The sequence below is a fragment of the Faecalibacterium sp. 3 genome (assembly GCF_048323735.1).
GTDB classification, from domain to species: Bacteria; Bacillota; Clostridia; order Oscillospirales; family Ruminococcaceae; genus Faecalibacterium; species Faecalibacterium wellingii.
In genome coordinates this window covers 1,963,753-1,982,821 of sequence record NZ_JBLWFN010000001.1, presented here as the reverse complement: position 1 = coordinate 1,982,821, position 19,069 = coordinate 1,963,753, and the positions used below count along the sequence as shown (strand labels likewise).

General features: G+C 55.1%; 26 protein-coding genes. 10 read left to right on the top strand and 16 right to left on the bottom strand.

Annotated elements, in window-relative coordinates:
* Nucleotides 1–177: 177 nt before the first annotated feature.
* The 4 genes from tsf to ACNSPV_RS09440 all read right to left on the bottom strand — a co-directional run bounded on the left by tsf (nt 178) and on the right by ACNSPV_RS09440 (nt 4,447).
* Nucleotides 178–1,101 (bottom strand): translation elongation factor Ts, encoded by a 924-nt coding sequence (gene tsf, locus ACNSPV_RS09455; RefSeq protein WP_348583608.1) that lies wholly within the window; start codon nt 1,099–1,101, stop codon nt 178–180.
* A 48-nt stretch (nt 1,102–1,149) separates the two neighbouring features.
* Nucleotides 1,150–1,872: a 30S ribosomal protein S2 gene (rpsB, locus tag ACNSPV_RS09450; RefSeq protein ID WP_022257112.1), complete on the bottom strand. Its 723-nt coding sequence runs from the start codon at nt 1,870–1,872 to the stop codon at nt 1,150–1,152.
* Between the two features lie 202 nt (nt 1,873–2,074).
* Nucleotides 2,075–4,012 carry an LTA synthase family protein gene (locus ACNSPV_RS09445; protein ID WP_348583609.1) on the bottom strand — a complete coding sequence of 646 codons (1,938 nt, stop codon included), beginning with the start codon at nt 4,010–4,012 and terminating at the stop codon, nt 2,075–2,077.
* Nucleotides 4,013–4,147: 135 nt separating this feature from the next.
* Complete coding sequence (locus tag ACNSPV_RS09440; protein ID WP_348583610.1) at nt 4,148–4,447, bottom strand: PRC-barrel domain-containing protein; 300 nt, start codon at nt 4,445–4,447, stop codon at nt 4,148–4,150.
* A 130-nt stretch (nt 4,448–4,577) separates the two neighbouring features.
* Between ACNSPV_RS09440 and ACNSPV_RS09435 the strand changes: the two genes are divergently transcribed.
* Complete coding sequence (locus tag ACNSPV_RS09435) at nt 4,578–5,192, top strand: HAD family phosphatase (RefSeq protein ID WP_339394754.1); 615 nt, start codon at nt 4,578–4,580, stop codon at nt 5,190–5,192.
* Between the two features lie 67 nt (nt 5,193–5,259).
* Here ACNSPV_RS09435 and ACNSPV_RS09430 read toward each other — a convergent pair whose 3' ends face one another.
* The 6 genes from ACNSPV_RS09430 to ACNSPV_RS09405 form a co-directional block, all read right to left on the bottom strand.
* Nucleotides 5,260–5,418, bottom strand: a complete 159-nt coding sequence (locus tag ACNSPV_RS09430) for a DUF1540 domain-containing protein (RefSeq protein ID WP_249238587.1) — start codon at nt 5,416–5,418, stop codon at nt 5,260–5,262.
* Nucleotides 5,419–5,476: 58 nt separating this feature from the next.
* The gene (locus ACNSPV_RS09425) at nt 5,477–5,833 is read right to left on the bottom strand and encodes a nitrous oxide-stimulated promoter family protein (protein ID WP_348583611.1); all 357 of its coding nucleotides are present in this window, start codon (nt 5,831–5,833) and stop codon (nt 5,477–5,479) included.
* 331 nt (nt 5,834–6,164) lie between these two features.
* A complete protein-coding gene (locus ACNSPV_RS09420; protein WP_005940293.1) occupies nt 6,165–6,581 on the bottom strand; it encodes a flavodoxin in 417 nt (138 codons plus the stop codon).
* A gap of 152 nt (nt 6,582–6,733) precedes the next feature.
* The gene (locus ACNSPV_RS09415; RefSeq protein ID WP_348583612.1) at nt 6,734–7,504 is read right to left on the bottom strand and encodes a heparan-alpha-glucosaminide N-acetyltransferase; all 771 of its coding nucleotides are present in this window, start codon (nt 7,502–7,504) and stop codon (nt 6,734–6,736) included.
* A 156-nt stretch (nt 7,505–7,660) separates the two neighbouring features.
* Entirely contained in the window at nt 7,661–8,212 is a 552-nt protein-coding gene (locus tag ACNSPV_RS09410; RefSeq protein ID WP_005926148.1) for an NADH peroxidase, read from the bottom strand.
* A gap of 255 nt (nt 8,213–8,467) precedes the next feature.
* On the bottom strand, nt 8,468–9,829 hold the full coding sequence (locus ACNSPV_RS09405; RefSeq protein ID WP_348583613.1) for a uracil-xanthine permease family protein: 1,362 nt from the start codon (nt 9,827–9,829) through the stop codon (nt 8,468–8,470).
* A gap of 392 nt (nt 9,830–10,221) precedes the next feature.
* Between ACNSPV_RS09405 and ACNSPV_RS09400 the strand changes: the two genes are divergently transcribed.
* Together ACNSPV_RS09400 and ACNSPV_RS09395 are read left to right on the top strand one after the other, a co-directional pair.
* Complete coding sequence (locus tag ACNSPV_RS09400; RefSeq protein ID WP_348583614.1) at nt 10,222–11,343, top strand: cysteine desulfurase family protein; 1,122 nt, start codon at nt 10,222–10,224, stop codon at nt 11,341–11,343.
* A gap of 17 nt (nt 11,344–11,360) precedes the next feature.
* The gene (locus ACNSPV_RS09395) at nt 11,361–12,230 is read left to right on the top strand and encodes a tRNA 2-thiocytidine biosynthesis TtcA family protein (RefSeq protein ID WP_348583615.1); all 870 of its coding nucleotides are present in this window, start codon (nt 11,361–11,363) and stop codon (nt 12,228–12,230) included.
* 319 nt (nt 12,231–12,549) lie between these two features.
* On the opposite strand, the gene ACNSPV_RS09390 is transcribed toward ACNSPV_RS09395, so the two are convergent.
* The 6 genes from ACNSPV_RS09390 to ACNSPV_RS09365 all read right to left on the bottom strand — a co-directional run bounded on the left by ACNSPV_RS09390 (nt 12,550) and on the right by ACNSPV_RS09365 (nt 15,733).
* Nucleotides 12,550–13,623, bottom strand: coding sequence for a tyrosine-type recombinase/integrase (locus tag ACNSPV_RS09390; RefSeq protein ID WP_348583616.1), 1,074 nt, complete (start codon nt 13,621–13,623; stop codon nt 12,550–12,552).
* Nucleotides 13,616–14,005 carry a nucleotidyltransferase substrate binding protein gene (locus ACNSPV_RS09385; RefSeq protein ID WP_348583617.1) on the bottom strand — a complete coding sequence of 130 codons (390 nt, stop codon included), beginning with the start codon at nt 14,003–14,005 and terminating at the stop codon, nt 13,616–13,618. Before ACNSPV_RS09385 ends, ACNSPV_RS09390 begins: the two co-directional genes overlap by 8 nt.
* Complete coding sequence (locus ACNSPV_RS09380; RefSeq protein WP_348583618.1) at nt 13,989–14,273, bottom strand: nucleotidyltransferase domain-containing protein; 285 nt, start codon at nt 14,271–14,273, stop codon at nt 13,989–13,991. Before ACNSPV_RS09380 ends, ACNSPV_RS09385 begins: the two co-directional genes overlap by 17 nt.
* A 203-nt stretch (nt 14,274–14,476) precedes the next feature.
* Nucleotides 14,477–14,677, bottom strand: coding sequence for a hypothetical protein (locus ACNSPV_RS09375; protein ID WP_348583619.1), 201 nt, complete (start codon nt 14,675–14,677; stop codon nt 14,477–14,479).
* A gap of 102 nt (nt 14,678–14,779) precedes the next feature.
* Entirely contained in the window at nt 14,780–15,250 is a 471-nt protein-coding gene (locus tag ACNSPV_RS09370; RefSeq protein WP_348583620.1) for a hypothetical protein, read from the bottom strand.
* 48 nt (nt 15,251–15,298) lie between these two features.
* Nucleotides 15,299–15,733 carry a helix-turn-helix transcriptional regulator gene (locus tag ACNSPV_RS09365; RefSeq protein WP_348583621.1) on the bottom strand — a complete coding sequence of 145 codons (435 nt, stop codon included), beginning with the start codon at nt 15,731–15,733 and terminating at the stop codon, nt 15,299–15,301.
* Between the two features lie 139 nt (nt 15,734–15,872).
* On the opposite strand from ACNSPV_RS09365, the gene ACNSPV_RS09360 reads away from it, so the two are divergent.
* The 7 genes from ACNSPV_RS09360 to ACNSPV_RS09330 all read left to right on the top strand — a co-directional run bounded on the left by ACNSPV_RS09360 (nt 15,873) and on the right by ACNSPV_RS09330 (nt 19,067).
* Complete coding sequence (locus ACNSPV_RS09360; RefSeq protein ID WP_348583622.1) at nt 15,873–16,073, top strand: helix-turn-helix domain-containing protein; 201 nt, start codon at nt 15,873–15,875, stop codon at nt 16,071–16,073.
* 1 nt (nt 16,074) lies between these two features.
* Nucleotides 16,075–16,305, top strand: coding sequence for a DUF739 family protein (locus ACNSPV_RS09355; protein WP_348583623.1), 231 nt, complete (start codon nt 16,075–16,077; stop codon nt 16,303–16,305).
* On the top strand, nt 16,302–16,988 hold the full coding sequence (locus ACNSPV_RS09350) for a DUF6291 domain-containing protein (RefSeq protein WP_348583624.1): 687 nt from the start codon (nt 16,302–16,304) through the stop codon (nt 16,986–16,988). Before ACNSPV_RS09355 ends, ACNSPV_RS09350 begins: the two co-directional genes overlap by 4 nt.
* A 1-nt stretch (nt 16,989) precedes the next feature.
* Nucleotides 16,990–17,586: a hypothetical protein gene (locus ACNSPV_RS09345; protein WP_348583625.1), complete on the top strand. Its 597-nt coding sequence runs from the start codon at nt 16,990–16,992 to the stop codon at nt 17,584–17,586.
* Nucleotides 17,587–17,816: 230 nt separating this feature from the next.
* Nucleotides 17,817–18,020 carry a hypothetical protein gene (locus ACNSPV_RS09340; RefSeq protein ID WP_348583626.1) on the top strand — a complete coding sequence of 68 codons (204 nt, stop codon included), beginning with the start codon at nt 17,817–17,819 and terminating at the stop codon, nt 18,018–18,020.
* The gene (locus ACNSPV_RS09335) at nt 18,017–18,199 is read left to right on the top strand and encodes a hypothetical protein (protein ID WP_348583627.1); all 183 of its coding nucleotides are present in this window, start codon (nt 18,017–18,019) and stop codon (nt 18,197–18,199) included. The genes ACNSPV_RS09340 and ACNSPV_RS09335 overlap by 4 nt, the downstream gene beginning before the upstream one ends.
* 157 nt (nt 18,200–18,356) lie before the next feature.
* On the top strand, nt 18,357–19,067 hold the full coding sequence (locus tag ACNSPV_RS09330; RefSeq protein ID WP_348583628.1) for a hypothetical protein: 711 nt from the start codon (nt 18,357–18,359) through the stop codon (nt 19,065–19,067).
* Nucleotides 19,068–19,069 lie beyond the last annotated feature (2 nt).

Genomic DNA, 19,069 nt, shown 5'->3' with positions numbered 1-19,069 from the left:
ATCCGATCATGCTCTCCATTCGGAGAGACGTTTTGTTTACACTGCGCATTGCTTTTCGTCCTCCCTTCTTTCTGTTTTCTCTATGATAGCACATCCACCCGGCAAACACAAACAAAAAAGGAGCCGCAGCGCCCTGTTACGGGTACTGCAGCTCCCAGATTCAACCCAAAGGTTAAATTACTTCACCATGCTTGCAACTTCAGCAGCGAAGTCGTCAGCACGCTTCTCCAGGCCTTCGCCCTTCTGGAAGCGGGTGAACTTGACGATCTTGATGTCGCCGCCCAGATCCTTAGCGACCTTAGCGGTGTACTGAGCAACGGTCAGGTCGCCGTCCTTGACGAACTCCTGATCGACCAGGCAGTTCTCCTTGAAGAACTTCTTGATCTTGCCCTCGATCATCTTCTGCTTCACAGCCTCGGGCTTGTTAGCGGTCTTGGGATCGCCAGCCATCTGAGCCAGCATGATCTCCTTCTCCTTGGCCACGACCTCAGCGGGGACAGATGCCTCATCGACATAGCCGGGGTTTGCAGCTGCGACCTGCATAGCGATGTCCTTGCCGTAAGCAGCGAACTCGTCCTTAGTCTCGATGCCGTTGGTGGTCTCGAAGTTGACCAGAATGCCGTGGGTGCCGCCGCCGTGGACGTATGCAGAGCAGACGCCCTCGTAACGGACGAAACGGCGAACCTTGATGTTCTCCTTGATAACCAGGATCAGGTTCTTCAGAGCCTCGTCAACGGTCTCGCCAGACTCGGTCTTGCAAGCCATCAGAGCCTCAACATCAGCAGGGTTCTGCTTCATGATGACCTGAGTTGCCTCCTTGACGAAAGCAACAAACTTGTCGTTCTTGGCAACGAAGTCGGTCTCAGCGTTGACCTCGATGACAACACCCACCTTGCACTTGGGGCAGTAGTCAGCGTAGACCATACCCTCGGCAGCGGTGCGGCTTGCCTTCTTGGCAGCGGTAGCCAGACCACGCTCACGCAGGATCTCGATTGCCTTCTCGAAGTTGCCGTCAGCCTCGGTCAGAGCCTTCTTGCACTCCATCATGCCGCAGTCGGTCTGCTTGCGCAGTTCCATAACGTCCTTTGCAGAAATAGCCATTTTCGTATTCTCCCTTACACGTTATTTTGTTGTTTGTGGGATGGGAAATCAGGCGTTTGCTGCATCCTCAGCGGGAGCGGCCTCCTGGTTGCCCTGCTTGCCTTCCAGCGCAGCGTCAGCCATAGCGCCAGCGATCAGCTTGACAGCACGGATTGCGTCGTCGTTGCCGGGGATCACGTAATCGATCTCGTCGGGGTTGCAGTTGGTATCAACGATAGCAACGATGGGGATGTTCAGCTTGCGGGCCTCAGCAACAGCGATGCGCTCCTTGTGAGGATCAACGATGAACATAGCCTTCGGCAGGGTCTTCATGTTCTTGACGCCGCCCAGGTACTTGTCCAGCTTCTCCATCTCCAGCTCCAGCTTGGCAACTTCCTTCTTGGGCAGCAGCTCGAAGGTGCCGTTTTCCTTCATCTTAGCCAGCTGATCCATACGGTCGATGCGCTTGCGGATGGTGCGGAAGTTGGTCAGCATACCGCCCAGCCAGCGAGCATTGACATAGTGCATGCCGCAGCGCAGAGCCTCGTCACGGATGGACTCCTGAGCCTGCTTCTTGGTGCCGACGAACAGGATGTCGCCGCCCTCAGCTGCAACTTCCTTCACGTAGTTGTAAGCCTCGTCCAGCTTCTTCACGGTCTTCTGCAGATCGATGATATAGATGCCGTTGCGCTCGGTGAAGATGTACTTAGCCATCTTGGGGTTCCAACGGCGGGTCTGGTGACCGAAGTGCACGCCTGCCTCGAGAAGCTGCTTCATAGAAACGACTGCCATAATAAAAATACCTCCAGATATTGTTTTGCCTCCGCACACCGTGATCTGCACAGTACATCGGGTACCGGCAGACTGCCCTCCACTCGTAAGAGCACAAAAGGGCATAGTGATGCGTGTGTAATGCTTTGTTATAGTACCACAAAAAGAATGCGGTTGCAAGTGTTTTTCTCTGTTTTTTACAAAGAAAAACGTTATTTTTCTCTTATTTGCCCTTTGCCGGTGCGCTGAAGGCCGAAAGGCCCATGCGATCCAGCGCATATCCTTTGCCGAACATCAGGTCGTACTGCAGCAGCCAGTGCTCCGCGCGCCACCGCTGCTGGAACTCTGTGGGCTCCTGCGTGGTGGTGCCGTCCAGATTCATGGTGGTTCCGCGGGTGTTGGTGCGGCTGGCCACACGCAGCTGACGGTTCAGGAACTGGAAGTAGAGCGGCTCTTCCAGACCGTAGATATCCATCATCACCGGCGAGATATCGTAGGCGGCAACGGTGCCAAGGTCTACCTGCTGGTCGGAGTAGTTGGACCACATCAGCAGGGTGGTCTGGTGCAGGCGGGGGTCTGCGCTGGAATCGCTGGCATAGCCGGTGGCGGTATAGACGTCATAGTTGGAATCGATGGGGTTGTAGTGGTCGCCCCAGAACACCAGAATGACCGGCTCGTCCACCTGAGAGAAGTATTCGGTCAGCCTGCCCAGCATGGCGTCCGCGTCCCGGATACCGGTGGCAAAGTCCTCCAGTGCACCCACGGTGCTGGGCTTGAGGCCCGTGGGATGGGACACCACCTTTACGCGCTCGTCGTCCGGATAGTTGTCCTTATTATAATTGGTATGGTTCTGCATGGTGACAGCGTGCAGGAACACCGGCTTATCCGAGGAGGCCTTCATGCTCTCGTACTGCTGGATGATCTGGTCTGCCATGGAATCATCGGTAACAAGGCCGCTCGTCCAGTAGTGTTTCCGAACCTTGGTCACGCCATGCATATCCTCAAGGCTGATAAAATCGTCAAAGCCAAGATTGGGGTAAGCCTTGTCGCGGCTCCAGTATTTTGCCCAGAAGCAGTGCACGGCAGCGGTCTGATAGCCCCGGCTCTTGAGATAATTGGGCATGGCAAACATGGGCTTGGTCACATGCTGCTGGTAGGGCTTGCTGCCGCTGGGCAGGAAGGACACCGAATAGCCGGTCAATGCTTCAAACTCCACATCGCAGGTGCCGCCGCCAAAGCTGGGACTGTAGGCCCGGCCGTAGGCGCTGGTCTGCTGCAATGCATGCAGGTTTTGGGAGACATCCGTATCAAAGGTGATGCCGTACTGTTCCAGCTCCGAGACATCCCAATAGGACTCGTCCATCACATAGATGATGGTAGGGTCCTTCACCTGCTCGTCCTTGGGAGTGACGGCACTGTAGCTGGTGGAATACAGCGGACTGGTGTTGAACTTCTGGCTCTCGTCCACATTGTCCAGCAGAGCATCCACTGCTTCCTGCGAGTATTCCTCCGGCTTATCGATCTCCAGATTGGTAAGGTTCGTCATAAAGCCGGTGATCACGCCATAGTAGCGGTAGTAACGATCCTGCATCCATGCGTCCGGCACAATGCCGACGGCCCGGGTGACGGCAGGCTGTAAGTACACGCCGAACACCAGCAGGCAGAGGGCTGCAGCCGTGGCGGCAGAGCCCGCCAGCCGGGGCAGCCAGCGCTGTTTGTGACGGCCGCGGAACAGGAAGAAGCTGCCCACCGTCAGTGCCAGCACCACGATGATGGTGACGACCATGCTGGTCTGGATCTTGAGGCCTGCAGCGGACGCCACACCGGCAGCTTCCGACACCTGTGCCAGATCCCACGGCAGAAAGGGCTCGCCGCGCAGCTGCAGGGTATAGAAGTTCACCGCACAGGGCGCACAGCCCAGCACCGCCATGCCCAGCGTGGACAGCGGCGGGCAGCGGAATACCCAGTCCAGCAGCAGCCACACCAGAAACAGCAGCAGCCATGCCAGCAGGTAGGCCCCGATATGCGGAAAGATAAATTCTGCAAATACATCTGCGCTCAGGCTTCCGCGGGCGATCCATTCGCCCAGCAGCAGCGCGATCAGCGATGCCGCCAGCGGAAACACCATCCGCAGCGTCAAAAGCGGTTTTGGAGTTTTCATAGTTCCTGTTCCTTTCCTCATCCCGATGGTTTCATTCAACGCAAAAGCAACGTTTCCTACGCTTTTTGCACAAAGCTCCTGCGATTATTATAGTCACTTTACCGAAAAAGTCTACCCCCGATTTTACAAAAATTTTCATGTTCCCCATTTTGCCAGCAGCTTTCGCCAGAACGCGGGCTTTTCCGGCTGCGGCGGTGCTTTCGGCAGGGCCGTGTGCACCAGTATGGCATCCGCGCCAATGGTCTCGATCTCCTGCCATGGGATGGTCAGGCTCTCATCCCGGCCCAGCAGCCCGAACAGCCGGGGCCTGCCCAGCAGGATCAGGTTTTGCAGCTGGGCGGTGGCGGGGTCAAAGGCCAGATCATCGGCCCGGCCAAGGCAGACGCCCTGCTCCAGCTGCACCACTTCCTTTTCACACAATTCCCGGATGGTCAATGCTGCTCTCCCCTTTCTGCCACAGCTTATGCGGCCGCCGGGCCGCTCATGCAAAAAGCAGTGGAAACCGCATGGCAGATTGTGGTATACTGAGGGAAAGCATTCCATCAGAAAATCGAGGATATTATAAATGTATAAAAGCATCATTTTTGATCTGGGCGGCGTCATGGTGGATTTTGACCCCAAAGCCTATCTGGTAGACCGCCTGTGCAATGCCGCCATCGAAGAGCAGGTCTACGATCTGACCTTTGGCAGTGAAGAATGGCAGCAGCTGGACGCCGGGCTGGTCTCCCGCTTTAACGGCAACAGCTCCATGCTCAAAAAAGCAAAGGCCGCCGGGCGCGAGTTCGAGGTGCAGGGCGTGCTGGACGACTGGCTGCACATCCTGCGTCCGCGCCGCCGGATGCAGGAGCTGGTACAGCGCCTGAAGAGCCATGGCTACAGCGTGTATTACCTGAGCAACATTCCGCAGGACGTGCTGGAACTGTTCCAGACGCGGGGCGTTCTGGACAACTTCGACGGCGGCGTGGCCTCCTGCGAGGTGCACATCAACAAGCCAGACCCCCGCATCTATCAGGCATTGCTGGACAAATACAGCCTCCGGGCCAGCGAGTGCGTTTTCATCGATGACAATCTGGCCAACGTGCAGGCCGCCTTTGCGCTGGGCTTTGCCGGCATCCAGATGAAGGAGAATGTGGGCACTCTGGTGCGCAGCCTTGCCACCTGTAATGTGACCCTGCGGTGATCCCCATAGAACCAGCAGCAGCCCCCGCCGGGATGGATCATCCGGCGGGGGCTGCTGTGCGCTGGGGTTACTTTTTCTCGTAGTTCTGGCAGTAGTGCGGGGTCTCCACCTGCTGCGTATTGCAGGTGCACTGCTCTGTCACTTTGATCTGGGGCAGCTCGCACTTGCAGCCGCTCACATTGTGGCTGCACTCGCAGACATCACAGGTAACGCCGATGTTTTCCATATTTATCACCTCACTGCCCTTAGCATGGCCCGCAGGCAGCGGGTTTATACTGGAAATATCATCCAGCCTTTTTTGCTTCGCGCTTAGACCGGAGTGTGACTGCCACATGCCGGATGGACAGCACCGGGTGCACCGGCAGCATCCGGGGGCCTGCCCAGCGCATCACCGTGCGGATCTTCTCCCGCATGGCGGGCTGGTAGCAGTGCACCCTGCAGGCTGAGCAGAAGGTCTTGGTCTCCATGAATGGGCACTTATCAATGCGCATCAGGGCATAATCGTGCAGCTGCCTGCACTCCGGGCACAGGGTTCCTTTGGGTGTTTTGTGCTGCCTGCGGCAGTAAAGAGCGATCATCTCGCTGACCAGCAGCTTTTCGTCTGCGCGTTTTTTGTCCAGATCCTTTGGGGTATCCTGCATGGGGCGGGCCTCCTGTAGTTTTATTCCTTTTTACAGCGGCCCGACCGGATCGCAGCGCGGCGCACCGCACGGCGCAAAAATGCAAAGCCTACCGTAACACCAATTGCTGCAGCCACTGCCATATACACCGCCTTCTGAAATCAAAGCGGCAGGAGCACAGACCTTTCCGTCTGCCGTCCCCTGCCGCAGTTTTGATACATCCTGTACAGAGGCTGCTGTTTTTGCGTGAAAGTTATCGTTCACTAACTTTCAGCTCTGCAAAAACACCGTTTTGCGGTGCTCTCATAGTTTATCGCAGCAGTCTCTGTTTGTCAAGAGAAGCTTCTCCGGCTTACCATGCAGCCAGATCCGCGCCCAGCTTGCGGCATGCAGCCTGAACATCATCGTCCGGAGCCTCGTTGCAGATCAGGCCCTCGCCGTTCAGCACCTGTGCGCCGTCGCCCTGAGCACGCTCCACCCAATCGCGCATCCATTGGCCGTCGCCCCAGCCGTAGGAGCCGAACAGGGCGATCTTCTTGCCGTTCAGAGAACCCTCCAGATCAGAGAACATCGGCTCGAACTCGCTCTCCTCCAGCTGCTCAGCACCCATTGCGGGGCAGCCAAAAGCCACTGCATCAAACTCAGCCAGCTTTGCGGCGTTCATCTCGCTGCAGGGCACGATGGTGCCGTTTGCACCCTCTGCCACGCAGTTTGCCATGGTCTCAGTGTTGCCGGTTGCGCTCCAGAATACGACTGCTACTTTGCTCATAAAAGATCGTCCTCTCTCAAATCAATATTAGTTAGATATATCTAACTTTATGTTCCATGAAAATGCGTCCAACCACGCAGACGCGTTTTCATTTGGTTAGTATCTTCTAACCACCGATAGAATACCACAGCTTCCAAGCTGTGTCAAGCCTTTTATGCAAAAAGAACTGCCGCGGCCGAAAGTACGCCATAGATCACCGGCTGGTGCAGCAGATACAGCAAAAGCGAGTGCCGGCCCATCCAGCCCAGCGCCGGGCACACCGGGCGGCGCAGCGGTTCCATGCGTCTGCGGCCCACCGCCTTGTGCAGGTAGTACCCCGCCCAGAACAAAAACAGCCACGGCAGCAGGCCAAAGTAATCGGCGGAGTAGAACCAGTCCGGGTAAAAGCCAAAAAATGCAGTAAAGTAGTTGGCATACAGGCTCTGCGGCAGCATCAGCTTCCAGCCGCCAAGGCCCACCCAGCCCAAGCCGACCGGGTAGCACACCGCAAACAGCACCGCCGACACCGCAAGGCCCACAGCGGGCATCACTTTTTTCAGCAGCGGTTCCAGCACACCGGTCAGCAGCATGGCCGTACCCAGAAAGGTCAGCACGCCAAAAACGACCCGGCCTCCCGGCATGAACACCAGCGTCACCGCCGTTACCAGCGCTCCGGCGGCAAACACGGTAACACCGCGCCGCAGCATGTGCCGCCCAAAGGGCGCACAGAAGCCGGACAGCAGAATGAACACCCAGCAGATGGTCTGCTGCCACAGACGCCCCGGCATTCCCGCGTACCAGTCCATCCAGATGCCGAACAGGAACATCATGTCCCAGCAGGCATGGTACAGTATCATGCTGACCAGATCCAGCCCGCGCAGCTCGTCCAGCAGGGCGTAGCGGCCCGCCGGGGTCTTTTCCCGGGTGGTGTGTCCGTTTTTCATTCCCCCGTCTCCCCTTTCGCAGTTCATTTAACACGAGATAAATTATAACCCGCCGCCGCTGTGCCTGTCAACGGAACAGTTCCGTAGGTTGAACAAAAAACCGCTGCACAGCGGCAAAGCCATGCAGCGGTCAAATGGATAACCGGGGAAACCTTATCAGACTTCGGTGTTGAAGTAGCGCTTCAGCAGGCCCTCAAAGCCGCGGCCATGACGGGCCTCGTCCTTTGCCATCTCGTGAACGGTGTCGTGGATGGCATCCAGATTCAGGGCCTTTGCCTTCTTGGCCAGATCCATCTTGCCTGCACATGCGCCGCACTCAGCCTCGGCACGCATCATCAGGTTCTTCTTGGTGCTGTCGGTGACAACTTCGCCCAGCAGCTCTGCAAAGCGGGATGCGTGGTCTGCTTCCTCGTAGGCATAGCGCTTGTAAGCCTCAGCGATCTCGGGGTAGCCCTCGCGCTCAGCCACACGAGCCATTGCCAGATACATGCCGACCTCGCTGCACTCACCCTCAAAGTTTGCGCGCAGGCCATCCACGATCTCCTGAGGCACGCCCTCAGCCTTGCCGATGCCCACAACATGCTCGGTCACATAGGTGTTGCCGGTCTTTTCCACAAAAGCGGAAGCAGGAGCCTTGCAGACGGGGCACTGAGCGGGGATCTCGCCCTCAGCAATATAACCACAGACGGTGCAAACATATTTCTTCATAAGAATTGACCTCCATCATTTTCTTTTTATCATTCACTGGTTTTTGAAGTGCGGGTGTTGGTACTCACCGGCCCTTCTCATGGCTCTATTATAGCGAATGATTCCTAGTTAGTCAAGGATAATTTTAAGAATTATTCCTACTTTTTAAAAATAAACCCGTCCACACCCCAAAAAGGGCACGCCCTCCCCGGCCCCGCCAAAGCGGAACCGGGAAAGCGTGCCCAGAAAGAACTGCTGTATTTCAGTCAGATCCGATCACACCTGCAGGTTGCTGCTGGTAGCGGCTTCGGAGCCGTCGGCAGCATCAAACTCGTAGTCGTTGCCGGGCAGGATAGCGTTCAGCAGGATGCCGGCGATCGCGGCCACAGCCAGACCGGACAGGTTGATGGTGACGCCTGCAACGGCAAAGCTGACGCCGCCCACAGAGTTGAAGCCCAGAGCGCACACCAGAATGACAGCGGCCACGATCAGGTTGCGGCTGTTGGTAAAGTCCACGCGATTCTCCACCACATTGCGCACACCGATGGCGGAGATCATGCCGTACAACACAAAGCTGATACCGCCGATGATGCCGGTGGGGATGGTGTTGATGACAGCCTCAAACTTGGGGCTGAAGCTCAGAATGATTGCCAGCACGGCAGCAATGCGGATGACCAGCGGATCGTAGATCTTGCTCAGAGCCAGCACGCCGGTGTTCTCGCCGTAGGTGGTGTTGGCCGGGCCGCCCAGCAGGCCGGCCATGGTGGTTGCCAGACCGTCACCCAGCAGGGTACGGTTCAGGCCGGGGTCGTTGATATAGTTGTGGCCAACAGTAGCGCTGATGGCGGCGATATCACCCACATGCTCCATCATGGTTGCCAGTGCAATGGGGATGATGGTGAACAGGGCGCTGATAAACTCCGGGCTGCCGTCGATGGCAAACAGACCCATGGCCTCCCTATGCAGAGGGATGCCCACCCATGCTGCCTCAGAAATGCGCTGGAAGTCCACCGCACCGGTGACCAGCGCCACTGCGTAGGACACCAGCACGCCGATGAGGATGGGCAGGATCTTGACCATGCCCTTGCCCCAGATATTGCATGCAATGACGGTACCCAGCGCCACAAAGGCCAGGATCCAGTTGGACTGGCAGTTGTTGATAGCAGAGGGGGCCAGGATCAGGCCGATGGAAATGATAATGGGGCCAGTGACCACCGGCGGGAAGAATTTCATGATGCGGCGGATGCCAAAGGTGGAGATCAGCACGCTGGCTACCAGATACACCAAACCGGAGAATGCGATGGCCGCACAGGCATAAGGCAGCATCTTGGTATTGGCCACGGTCAGGTTGCCGTCCGCATCAGCCAGCATGGGGGCCACGATGGAGAAGCCGCCCAGATACGCAAAGGAAGAGCCCAGAAAAGCAGGCACCTTCTTTTTGGTGATGAGGTGGAACAGCAGGGTGCCCAGACCTGCGCACAGCAGGGTGGTGGAAACGCTCAGGCCGGTGAGCAGCGGCACCAGCACCGTTGCACCGAACATGGCAAACATGTGCTGCACGCCCAGAATGAACATACGGCCTGCGCCCAGCTGGCGCGCGTCGTAAACGCCTTTGGAGTAATCGATCTTTTCACTCATGAAGTTTTTCTGCCTCCTACAGAACTCGCAGCCCAAAAAAAGAGGCACCGCCGTCAGCAAAACGGCAATGCCCTTGAAATTTGGGAACAATGATTCCGCCCGGAAATGAGAAGTGCAATGCAGCGCAGTCGATGATTCTTGTGCAGCATGGTGCGCTCCCCCTTTCATTCAGGCTCTTTCCAAACCGCCGCCCAAGCCCCGCAAAAGGCCGCAACGGGCAGTCCTTCAAGAGATTATAGCAGACTTTTGGCCGGTGTGCAACCATTTTGCACAATTCTCCTGTATTTCCAGCCCGGAAGATCGCGCCTGCTCTCTTGCAATCCAACCCAAATCGCACTATAATATAACCTACCATTGCAATCTGTATTATAAGAGAATTATCAGGAGAGTTTATGATCTATCTGGATTATTCCGCCAATACCCCGGTAGACGAAGCGGTTTTGCAGCGCTTTTGCGAAGTAGAGCGCAATTGCCCGGGCAATGCAAATTCCCGCCATGCAGCAGGCACTGCCGCAAAGGCTGCCATCGATGCCGCCACCCAGAGCATTGCCCGCAGTCTGAATGTGCAGCCCGCCGAGATCATCTATACATCCGGTGCCAGTGAAGCTAACAACTTTGCTATCAAGAGCATCGCCCGGCTGGAGCGCCACCATGGCAAACACATTATTTCCACACCGCTGGAGCATTCCTCGGTGAGCGGCAGCCTGACCGCTTTGCAGGAGCAGGGTTACGAGATCGATCTCTTGGACATCCGGCAGGACGGCACGGTGGACCTTGCCCACCTGAAAGAACTGCTGTGCCCGGACACCATTCTGGTGGCCGTCACTGCCGTGGACAGTGAGCTGGGCGTGGTGCAACCGGTGGCCGAGATCGCAGAGATCTTAAAGGCCTATCCTCACTGCCATTTCCATGTGGATGCCACGCAGGCCATCGGAAAGCTTCCGGTCAGCTTTGAAGGCATCGACACCATGAGCCTGACCGCCCACAAGTTCTACGGGCTGAACGGCATTGGTGTGCTGGTCAAGCGGCGCGGCCTTGCGTTGGAGCCGCTCATCCATGGCGGCGAGAGCACCACCATTTACCGCAGCGGCACCCCCACCGTGGCGCTGGCCTGTTCGCTGGCGCTGGCGCTGGATAAGGCCGTCACCGAGCTGCCCGCCCGGGTGGAGCACATCCGCGCCCTGAACGCCCGCCTGCGCACCGTCCTTGCAAAATACCCCAAGGTGCGCATCAACAGCCCGAAAGGCGCTGTGCCGCAGATCCTGAACCTGAGCGTGCAGAATGTAAAGGGTACCGTGTTCCAGCGGGAGCTGGACGCCAGAGGCGTCTGCGTCTCGGTCAAATCTGCCTGTTCTTCGGACGGCCTGCCCTCCCGGGCGGTATTTGCCGTGAGCCATGACCGGCGCAACGCACTGTCCTCGTGGCGCATCAGCCTGAGCCACCTGACCACCGAACAGGAACTCGACGATTTCATGCAGGCCTTCGATGCCTGTTACAGCACTCTGACCCAGTGAGATATATGAGGTGACCCATGAAAAAGACTTTAGAGCCCTATCAGCTGATCGAACGCAGCATCATCAAAAAATACCGCAAAGAGCTGTGGACACCCTTCATCGTGGCGGTAAAGCGCTACGAACTGGTGCAGGCCGGTGACCGCATTGCCGTGTGCATTTCCGGCGGCAAGGATTCCATGCTTATGGCAAAGCTCATGCAGGAGCTGCAGCGCCACAGCGATGTGCCCTTTGAACTGGTATTTCTGGTCATGGACCCCGGCTATAACGAGATCAACCGCCAGAAGATCGAGAGCAATGCCGAACTGCTGCACATCCCGGTAACGATTTTTGAGAGCAACATCTTTGCCGTAGCCAACAACACCGACAAAAATCCCTGCTACCTCTGCGCCCGGATGCGCCGCGGCCACCTGTACAGCAAGGCCCGGGAGCTGGGCTGCAATAAAATCGCGCTGGGCCATCACTTCAATGATGTGATCGAGACTACCGTGATGAGCATATTCTACGGTTCCCAGCTGCAGGCCATGCCGCCCAAACTCCACAGCACCAGTTTCCCCGGCATGACCCTCATCCGCCCAATGTACTGCATCCGTGAAGAGGACATTCTGGCCTGGAAGCGCTACAACGAACTGGAATTCATCCAGTGCGCCTGCCGCTTTACGGAGAACTGCACCATGTGCGACAACGGCGGCGGCGGTTCCAAACGGCAGGAGGTCAAGACTCTGCTGCGCCGCCTGAAGCGTGAGAATCCCAACATCGAAAACAGCATTTTCCGCAGCATCCATGCTGTGGCGCTGGACACCATGCCGGGCTATAAGTCCGAAGGTGTAGAGCACAGCTTTCTGGAACGCTTCAACGAAAAAGAGCAGGAACTTCATGCCGAAGATTGATCTCTTTTAGAGGCGTTCTGTCAAAACTATGCAAGCAAAAAATAAGCACCCGGCAATGAAAGCCGAGTGCTTATTTTTTACCGCTCGGAGAGCGGCATGGTCAGGACGAAGAACGTACCCACGAAGCAGATCGTGGCGGGGTTCGCCTGATTCACATTTGGTGGAGGCGATGGGAGTCGAACCAATTTCCGCCGTTTCACCATGAAAAATCTTCAATTTCAGCTCCAAAATTGTGCCATTGATGCGGCCTAAAATTCCACTTACAGAATAATACTCCCTTCCCTAAAATCGGGAAGTGTGGTAAAAAGTGTGGTATTTTTCAGACCTTCAGCAGCTTCATGAATGCCGCGTTGACGGCCCGCGCGGTATTCTCCGCGTCGCCCGTCAGAGCGTGGCTGTACTGGCCAAAGGTGTCCATATCCTGCGAGTGACCAACAAGCGGCTTCACCTCGCCAGCCGGAAGCGTTTTGACCACCGAAACAAAGGTATGCCGTAGCTCGTACAGGCTCACCGGCTCCATCTCATTGGCCGCGCAGAACACTTTCCAGCGCTTATAATACCGGCGTTCGGTTTCCAGACAAAACACGCTTTCACAATGCCCTGTGATGGCCCTCTGAGCTTCCAGAACGGCCCGCGCCACGTCGGACAGGACGAAGGCCCGCACCGCGTTTTCGTTCTTCCCGCGCGTCTCCCGACCCTTCACGTTGATGGAGCGAGAGAGGTTCACCGTGTCGCCTTTGATATCCGCCCAGCGCAGCCCCAGCAGCTCACCCGGCCGCAGCCCCGTCAAGACCTCAAAGCGGTATGCTTGGATATAATCATCGTGCACCCGCTTGCCCCTGTAAAGCGTTGTGTCCGTGCTGAAGAGCTTCACAAGATCGTCCGGCTGCAAGACCTTCTTGCCCTTCAGGCGCGCGCCCGCTGGTATCTGCACATCTTCCGGCAGGAAGGTGGACAGCTTTGCTTTTCGGCAGTATTTGCAGAAGGCGCGGAGATCACCGGCCAGCAGTTGCAGCGTTTTCCGGCTTCGCCCCGCCGCGTGGGCCTTGTTGACGATAGCTTGTAAATCTGCATCCGTCAGGGCGTTCACCCGCTTCTTCCCGATTGCTGGCAGCACCCAGACCCGCCACCGGCTCTCGATCGGCTCATAGTTGCCCGCGCTGGTGGTCTGTTTCAGACCGTCGAACCAGAGCTTGTACACATCCTCTACCCTGCCCACCTTCACGCCGATACCGTCTTCTAACCACGCATCGGCCTTTCGGTTTGCTTCCCGCTGGCCGGTCCGGCCCGGAGTGCTGCTGTAAAAATACCGGCGCTGGCCGTCCTTCTGCACCGCCACCCGCCACCGACTGAACTTCTCTTGCCAAACGGCCGTATTGGTTCGTTTACTCATCGCGGTAGAATGCCCTCAGTGCCTGCAACGGCGGCAAGAACTCGTTGCAAATCTGGTCTGCCACTCCAATGGCGGTCTTTTCATCATAGACGTGAGAGGTTATATTTCGGGCTGTAAGAACATCGTTCCAGCCCTTTGCATCCACGATCATGCCAGCCGCAAAGGCTTCTTTCAAAATCGCGCGGGGAGAGGAAAACGGAATGGTGCTTCCCTGATCTTCCAAGTATTCCTTGATGGACTTCCACGCCAGCTCTACGGTAAATTCAAAGCGCTGGATCAGGCCGTCCCGATAAAGCGCATCCTGTTGGCTCTTCTGGTAAATGGCTACCGCCTGTTCCAGCTGGGCCAGAGCGCTGATATAATGTTCAACTTTTTGCAGCATAAAGTTCTACACCGTCCTTTTTTATATTTTCCAAAAATACCGGGTTCATCCCGTCTTTGATATGCACGATATCAAATTTCAGCAGCGTGGGCAGTTCTTCGCATTCCAGCCAGAACTCCGACCGGTTATTCTCTGGCATTCCATACACCGCTAGATCAATATCGCTGTTGTATCGGTTATCCCCTCTGGCACGGGAGCCAAACAACACAAGCCGCTTTGCGCCGTACCGCTTTGCCAGCGCGGCAATCCGGCTATAAAGTTCTTCCATTATACTGTCTCCTTTTAGGCAACGCAGTTTCATCGAAGGAACGAATTTTTCAGTTTTGCTCAAAAATGAGCAGAACCCTCTCGGTGGTCGCCCCAGCATCAACCACATTATAACACTGGACATGGCGACGTACGTAACGAACTCGTTCCCCCTCCCTATGGTGAATCACCGCACCTACAACCATAACATAACAAAACGTTAGGTTATGGGCATAACGTTTCACTGTCGAATGGGAGTTTGCCAATTTCTTTCAGCACACTATACGCAGCACGAGAGGCAAGCTGGGCCGGAGGCGCAGGGCTGTCCAACATATCGCACATCTCGTCGTATTCGTGGTCAATCGGATGTTCAAGAAGCCATTTCTGCATTTCGGCAATACGTTCCGGTGTAAGCCAACTACTCATAGAATTTCACTCCATTCTTTTCTCACGGTAACGGATTTATATACCATCTTTCGACATAGTCACCATAGCTCTCAATCTCCCATTGCTTCGATTCTTCCATCGTCATAAGTTCTGCGCTTCAGACTGTTCTTTCAGTCTGCTGTAAAGTTCATAAGATTCAATAAATAGCCGCCGCTGAAACTCTTCTTCCTCTATAATCTCCGGCGTTACGATTCTACAACGACTTGGAATATAGTGGGTGTGTTTATATTCAATTACAAACGCGTCCCGACGGCGAACACTCTCCGAATGAAGTCTCTGATTCTCTTCAAGTGCCTGTTTTATTTCATCTGCATCCATTTTGGCGGTCATGCTTCGACAGCATTCTTTATACTCTTTTTCATCCCTACGATATGCTTCCTTATATTCGTGAAACAAACGGTTTTGCTCAACTTCTTCGGCTATAATCTCAGGTGTGGAAACAGACACGCTCAGAGTAAGGCCATGTGCCTTCCTGTATTCAGCTTCAAGCGCATCTTGCCGCTTTACGCTCTCTTTCCAGCGCTGCTGTATCTGTTCTTTCGTGTATTCCATAGCTTTCACCATGCGCTCAGGCCTGCATATAAGCGGCTGTGAGCGCTTTTATTTTTTGTCCGAGTCTTTATCAGCCGCGTTATCTAGAACACTCTGGACGGTCGCTGTGGGGCGCTGTTGATATTCTGGTATCTTCGCTAAATCCTCAATAACTCCAAACGCCTTTTCTTGTCCCCGATCATTCATAGAGTGATAAACCGCAAGAAGTTTATTATCTTTTTCCGCGTTGTCCTTAATCATTTCTACTGCTTTATTAAGCGAATTTGAAAAGTTTTCTGACATCAATTCAAGCGGCAACATAAGATCGCCTGTGGTGATGTTTAATGCCGTTGCAATTCTTTTTCTTGTTTCAATTTTAGGAATAACTTTTCCTGATTCATATTTTCTAATCGCAGAATCCGCCATTCCACATTTTTCAGCAAGCTCTTTTTGCGTCATTCCTGCATCAAGACGAGCTTTTTTCAGAAGTTCACCTATTGTCATAAAATCACCCCTTTTACTATATCAGCTAACGTACAAAAAGTCCAGACCAAAAAGAATCTATTTCTCGCAGTTGACAGACCAATACTTATCTGTTATAATTCATGGTAGACCACATTTGGTCTATTTGGAGGTGATAGTCATGAAGATATCCAAAAGCAAGCTAACCCTTGCCCTTGCTCGCAAATGCTGGAATCAGCGCGATCTCCGCGACAACGCGGTTGTGTCAGCACAGACCACAGTGAGCATCAACAAAGGCAAAGATGTCATGCCCGCCACTGTGGGCAAAATTGCCCGTGCACTGGGCGTGGATGTGACCGATATCATCGAACAGGAGGAATAATGTGTATAGACCATTCAAACGGCTTCGTGTCCGTTTTGTCGAATGCGACATGAAGCAATCCGAAGTAGCAAAAGCGGCCGGTATGGCTTCTTCCACGCTCTGCGCCCGGATGCAAGGCAAGCAGCCATTCACCACATGGGAGATCTCCCGTGTAGCCGAAGTGCTGGACATTCCCCGCGACCAAATCGGGGCATTTTTCTTTGATGAAGAGCCAAGAAAGCGGGGTGCATGATGGCAAAAAGTTTCAAGTTCTTCGAGTCCTATCTTGAGGCAACCCGCACACTCAGCGTCAAAGATCGAGGAGATTTTCTCTTCGCAATCGCTCAGTATGGAATAAACGGCGAAGAAGTTTCTCTCAAAAAGTCGCTTCAACCCCTCTGGCTTTTAGTCAAACCCAACCTCGACAAGAGCCGAAAATATCAGGAGAGCGGCGAAAAAGGTGGAAGACCTAAAAAGCCCCCTTTGCAAAAATCGGAAACCCCTCTTTCTGAAAACGAAAAACCGGATATGGACATGGATAAGGATAAGGAAATGGAGGTGGAAGAGGATAAGGATAGGGAGATTTCCGCTGACGCGGCGAGCGCTTCTGCTCTTCCGACCTTCGATATCTTCGCCGACTTTTCCAACGGTGACAGCGAGCTGTTGCAAGCCCTTCGGGCCTATGACCAAATGCGCAGGGAAAAGCGCAAGACCTTAACTGACACCATGCGGCGCAGCCTGTGCCAGCAATTGGATGACGAGTTTCAGCCGTGCGAATGGGTGGAAATCGTCAAACAGGCCACCCGGCAAGGCTGGCTGAAGTTCTATCCACTAGATAAGGACAAGCCGACCACCACGCCACCGCTGGAGGAAAGCTCCAGCGACCAGTTGACCCGCATTCTGAACAATCTGAAAAACATGAACGGAGGTATCTGAAATGACCATTGAAAAACTGAAAGAACTGATGCAGACCCGCATGGACTACTTCGAGCAGCACCTTTCCGACGAAACTGCAACGGCTCAGCTGAAAGCCTACACGGCCAATCTGGGCACTGTGCCGGACGAGATTGCGGAAGCCGCGTTTTATGTAGCACTGGGCAAGTGCCGTTATCAGAAGCAGTTTCTCGCCGACTGGCAGGACGCTATCCGGGATATTCTGCGCAAGCGCCTTCCCTCTGATGCAGCCATGTGGAGCGAAGCTCTGAGCGCTGCTCACCGGATTTCCGACTGCTATGAAGTTCATGCAAACGGCGGCTATGCCGGAGAAGACAAGAGCGAGCGTTTGGAAGCCGCACAGCAGATTTTCGAGAGTCTGCCCGCTGTGGTTCAGCGCTGGGCAGGTTCGCCCCGTGAGCTGTGCAATCTGGTAAACCACAACACCAAAAGCGAACTGAACAAGTTCATTCGTCCCGGATTCAACAAGATGCTGGCAAATGCTTCATTGCAGGAGTTTCGGCAGCCTGAAGCGGTTCCTCAGCTGAAGCAGAACATCGCACCCGCCGCCCAGATCAGACCGGGAAGCAAGACCTCCTGACCCCTACATGACCGCGTAAAGAAAGCCGCTCTCACTGTTCCAGCAGCGAGGGCGGCAAATAGGCGGTATTTCGATTATCAGAGCCGATATACCGCCTCTAGTTTATCAAAAACGGAGGATTTTCGCAATGACTTTGTATCATTTTCAGTGTATCGCCCCGCTTCTGCTGTGGTGCCTGATCGGCGCTGTGGCCTGTTGGAAAAATGGCCTGATGTAAGGAGGATTCTATCATGTTGACTACTCTGAAATTCGCAAATCGCCCCATTCACCTGTTCTGCATCGCTAGCCGCAAGTATTATGTGACCCGCAGCAATGCGTTTTCCCAGTGTGGTGGTTTTGGGTTCGTAGACTCTCAAAAAGTGGCCGTCTTCGCGCCCACCGGAATGAGCTACCAGCAAGCGGCGCAGAAAGCCGCGCAGGAGATCGGCAAATGAAAATCAAGATCACTTTCACGACGGAAGAAAACGCCACAGCAGTGGCCACGCTGGACGCTCTGAGGCGGATGCACCCCACCGCTAGAGCACACGAAAACATTAACAACACCGGTGTTTCTGCCGCGTTTTTGACCGTTACAAATCCGAAAAAGCCGCATCACACCAAAGAAAACCGTTGACAATCCCCCCTCAGACGTTCTATAATGGAGCATAAGGCATAGAGTACCGCCGGAGAAAGTCCGGAGGCCATAAGGCACAGGGAAAACGCTTCGAGCGGTTCTCTGTGCTTTTTTATTTCACTGTACGGCTCAGGTATAGCCGGGAAAGGACGCAACCATGACCGAAACCACCACTGTGAACACCAACCAGCAGGAAACCACCACTCAGCCGGAGGGAAACGGCAGCACTGGCAAGGTGTTCACCCAAGAAGAAGTAAACAACATCGTCCGCGAACGATTGAATAGAGTAAAAGCAGGCGCAGCCGAACAGGACGAGCGTGCAACCGCTCTGGATGAGCGGGAAGCCGCCGTGCAGCAGCGTGAACAGGCCATGCAGCAGAAAGAGAGCCGCGCAGCCTGTGAAGATCATTGCAAGGCCAAAGGCTATGACACAGCTTTCCTTGACCTGCTGGACACGTCCGACCCGGAGAGGTTCACCGTGCTGTTGGACAAGCTGCACGAGACGGCAGCGGCAGATCTGAAAGCCCAGCAGGAAGCCGAACAGGCCACACAGGCAGAGCAGAGCGCCGCCCAGCGCCTTGAGCACATGGAGCTTGATAACGCCCTTGCACAGCAGGCCGCAGGACTGAAGTTTTCCAGCGAGAGCGCCCGCAAGGCATTTCTGACAGATGCCAAGGCCCAGAATTTTGCTATGAAGGACGGCGAGATTCTGGGCTTTGATGATTATGTCAAGGCTTTCAAAGAGAGTGATCCCAGCGCCATTCTGCCGGACGGCGGCATGGCACGTTTTTCCGCATCGGCTCCCGGTGCCCCGCTTTCCTCTGGCTTTCATGACGCGATCGCGGACGCATTCAAACCGAAAGGATGATT

Excerpts from the sequence above, each read along its gene's own strand:
- ACNSPV_RS09375 (WP_348583619.1), bottom strand. The coding sequence starts at position 14,677 with ATGAGTAGTTGGCTTACACCGGAACGTATTGCCGAAATGCAGAAATGG.
- ACNSPV_RS09350 (WP_348583624.1), top strand. The coding sequence starts at position 16,302 with ATGATGGCAAAAAGTTTCAAGTTCTTCGAGTCCTATCTTGAGGCAACC.
- ACNSPV_RS09340 (WP_348583626.1), top strand. The coding sequence starts at position 17,817 with ATGTTGACTACTCTGAAATTCGCAAATCGCCCCATTCACCTGTTCTGC.
- rpsB (WP_022257112.1), bottom strand. The coding sequence starts at position 1,872 with ATGGCAGTCGTTTCTATGAAGCAGCTTCTCGAGGCAGGCGTGCACTTC.
- ACNSPV_RS09380 (WP_348583618.1), bottom strand. The coding sequence starts at position 14,273 with ATGGAAGAACTTTATAGCCGGATTGCCGCGCTGGCAAAGCGGTACGGC.
- ACNSPV_RS09420 (WP_005940293.1), bottom strand. The coding sequence starts at position 6,581 with ATGAGCAAAGTAGCAGTCGTATTCTGGAGCGCAACCGGCAACACTGAG.
- ACNSPV_RS09425 (WP_348583611.1), bottom strand. The coding sequence starts at position 5,833 with ATGCAGGATACCCCAAAGGATCTGGACAAAAAACGCGCAGACGAAAAG.
- ACNSPV_RS09365 (WP_348583621.1), bottom strand. The coding sequence starts at position 15,733 with ATGACAATAGGTGAACTTCTGAAAAAAGCTCGTCTTGATGCAGGAATG.
- ACNSPV_RS09345 (WP_348583625.1), top strand. The coding sequence starts at position 16,990 with ATGACCATTGAAAAACTGAAAGAACTGATGCAGACCCGCATGGACTAC.
- ACNSPV_RS09330 (WP_348583628.1), top strand. The coding sequence starts at position 18,357 with ATGACCGAAACCACCACTGTGAACACCAACCAGCAGGAAACCACCACT.
- ACNSPV_RS09360 (WP_348583622.1), top strand. The coding sequence starts at position 15,873 with ATGAAGATATCCAAAAGCAAGCTAACCCTTGCCCTTGCTCGCAAATGC.
- ACNSPV_RS09430 (WP_249238587.1), bottom strand. The coding sequence starts at position 5,418 with ATGGAAAACATCGGCGTTACCTGTGATGTCTGCGAGTGCAGCCACAAT.
- ACNSPV_RS09400 (WP_348583614.1), top strand. The coding sequence starts at position 10,222 with ATGATCTATCTGGATTATTCCGCCAATACCCCGGTAGACGAAGCGGTT.
- ACNSPV_RS09405 (WP_348583613.1), bottom strand. The coding sequence starts at position 9,829 with ATGAGTGAAAAGATCGATTACTCCAAAGGCGTTTACGACGCGCGCCAG.
- ACNSPV_RS09370 (WP_348583620.1), bottom strand. The coding sequence starts at position 15,250 with ATGGAATACACGAAAGAACAGATACAGCAGCGCTGGAAAGAGAGCGTA.
- ACNSPV_RS09390 (WP_348583616.1), bottom strand. The coding sequence starts at position 13,623 with ATGAGTAAACGAACCAATACGGCCGTTTGGCAAGAGAAGTTCAGTCGG.
- ACNSPV_RS09385 (WP_348583617.1), bottom strand. The coding sequence starts at position 14,005 with ATGCTGCAAAAAGTTGAACATTATATCAGCGCTCTGGCCCAGCTGGAA.
- ACNSPV_RS09335 (WP_348583627.1), top strand. The coding sequence starts at position 18,017 with ATGAAAATCAAGATCACTTTCACGACGGAAGAAAACGCCACAGCAGTG.
- ACNSPV_RS09435 (WP_339394754.1), top strand. The coding sequence starts at position 4,578 with ATGTATAAAAGCATCATTTTTGATCTGGGCGGCGTCATGGTGGATTTT.
- ACNSPV_RS09415 (WP_348583612.1), bottom strand. The coding sequence starts at position 7,504 with ATGAAAAACGGACACACCACCCGGGAAAAGACCCCGGCGGGCCGCTAC.
- ACNSPV_RS09395 (WP_348583615.1), top strand. The coding sequence starts at position 11,361 with ATGAAAAAGACTTTAGAGCCCTATCAGCTGATCGAACGCAGCATCATC.
- ACNSPV_RS09445 (WP_348583609.1), bottom strand. The coding sequence starts at position 4,012 with ATGAAAACTCCAAAACCGCTTTTGACGCTGCGGATGGTGTTTCCGCTG.
- ACNSPV_RS09410 (WP_005926148.1), bottom strand. The coding sequence starts at position 8,212 with ATGAAGAAATATGTTTGCACCGTCTGTGGTTATATTGCTGAGGGCGAG.
- tsf (WP_348583608.1), bottom strand. The coding sequence starts at position 1,101 with ATGGCTATTTCTGCAAAGGACGTTATGGAACTGCGCAAGCAGACCGAC.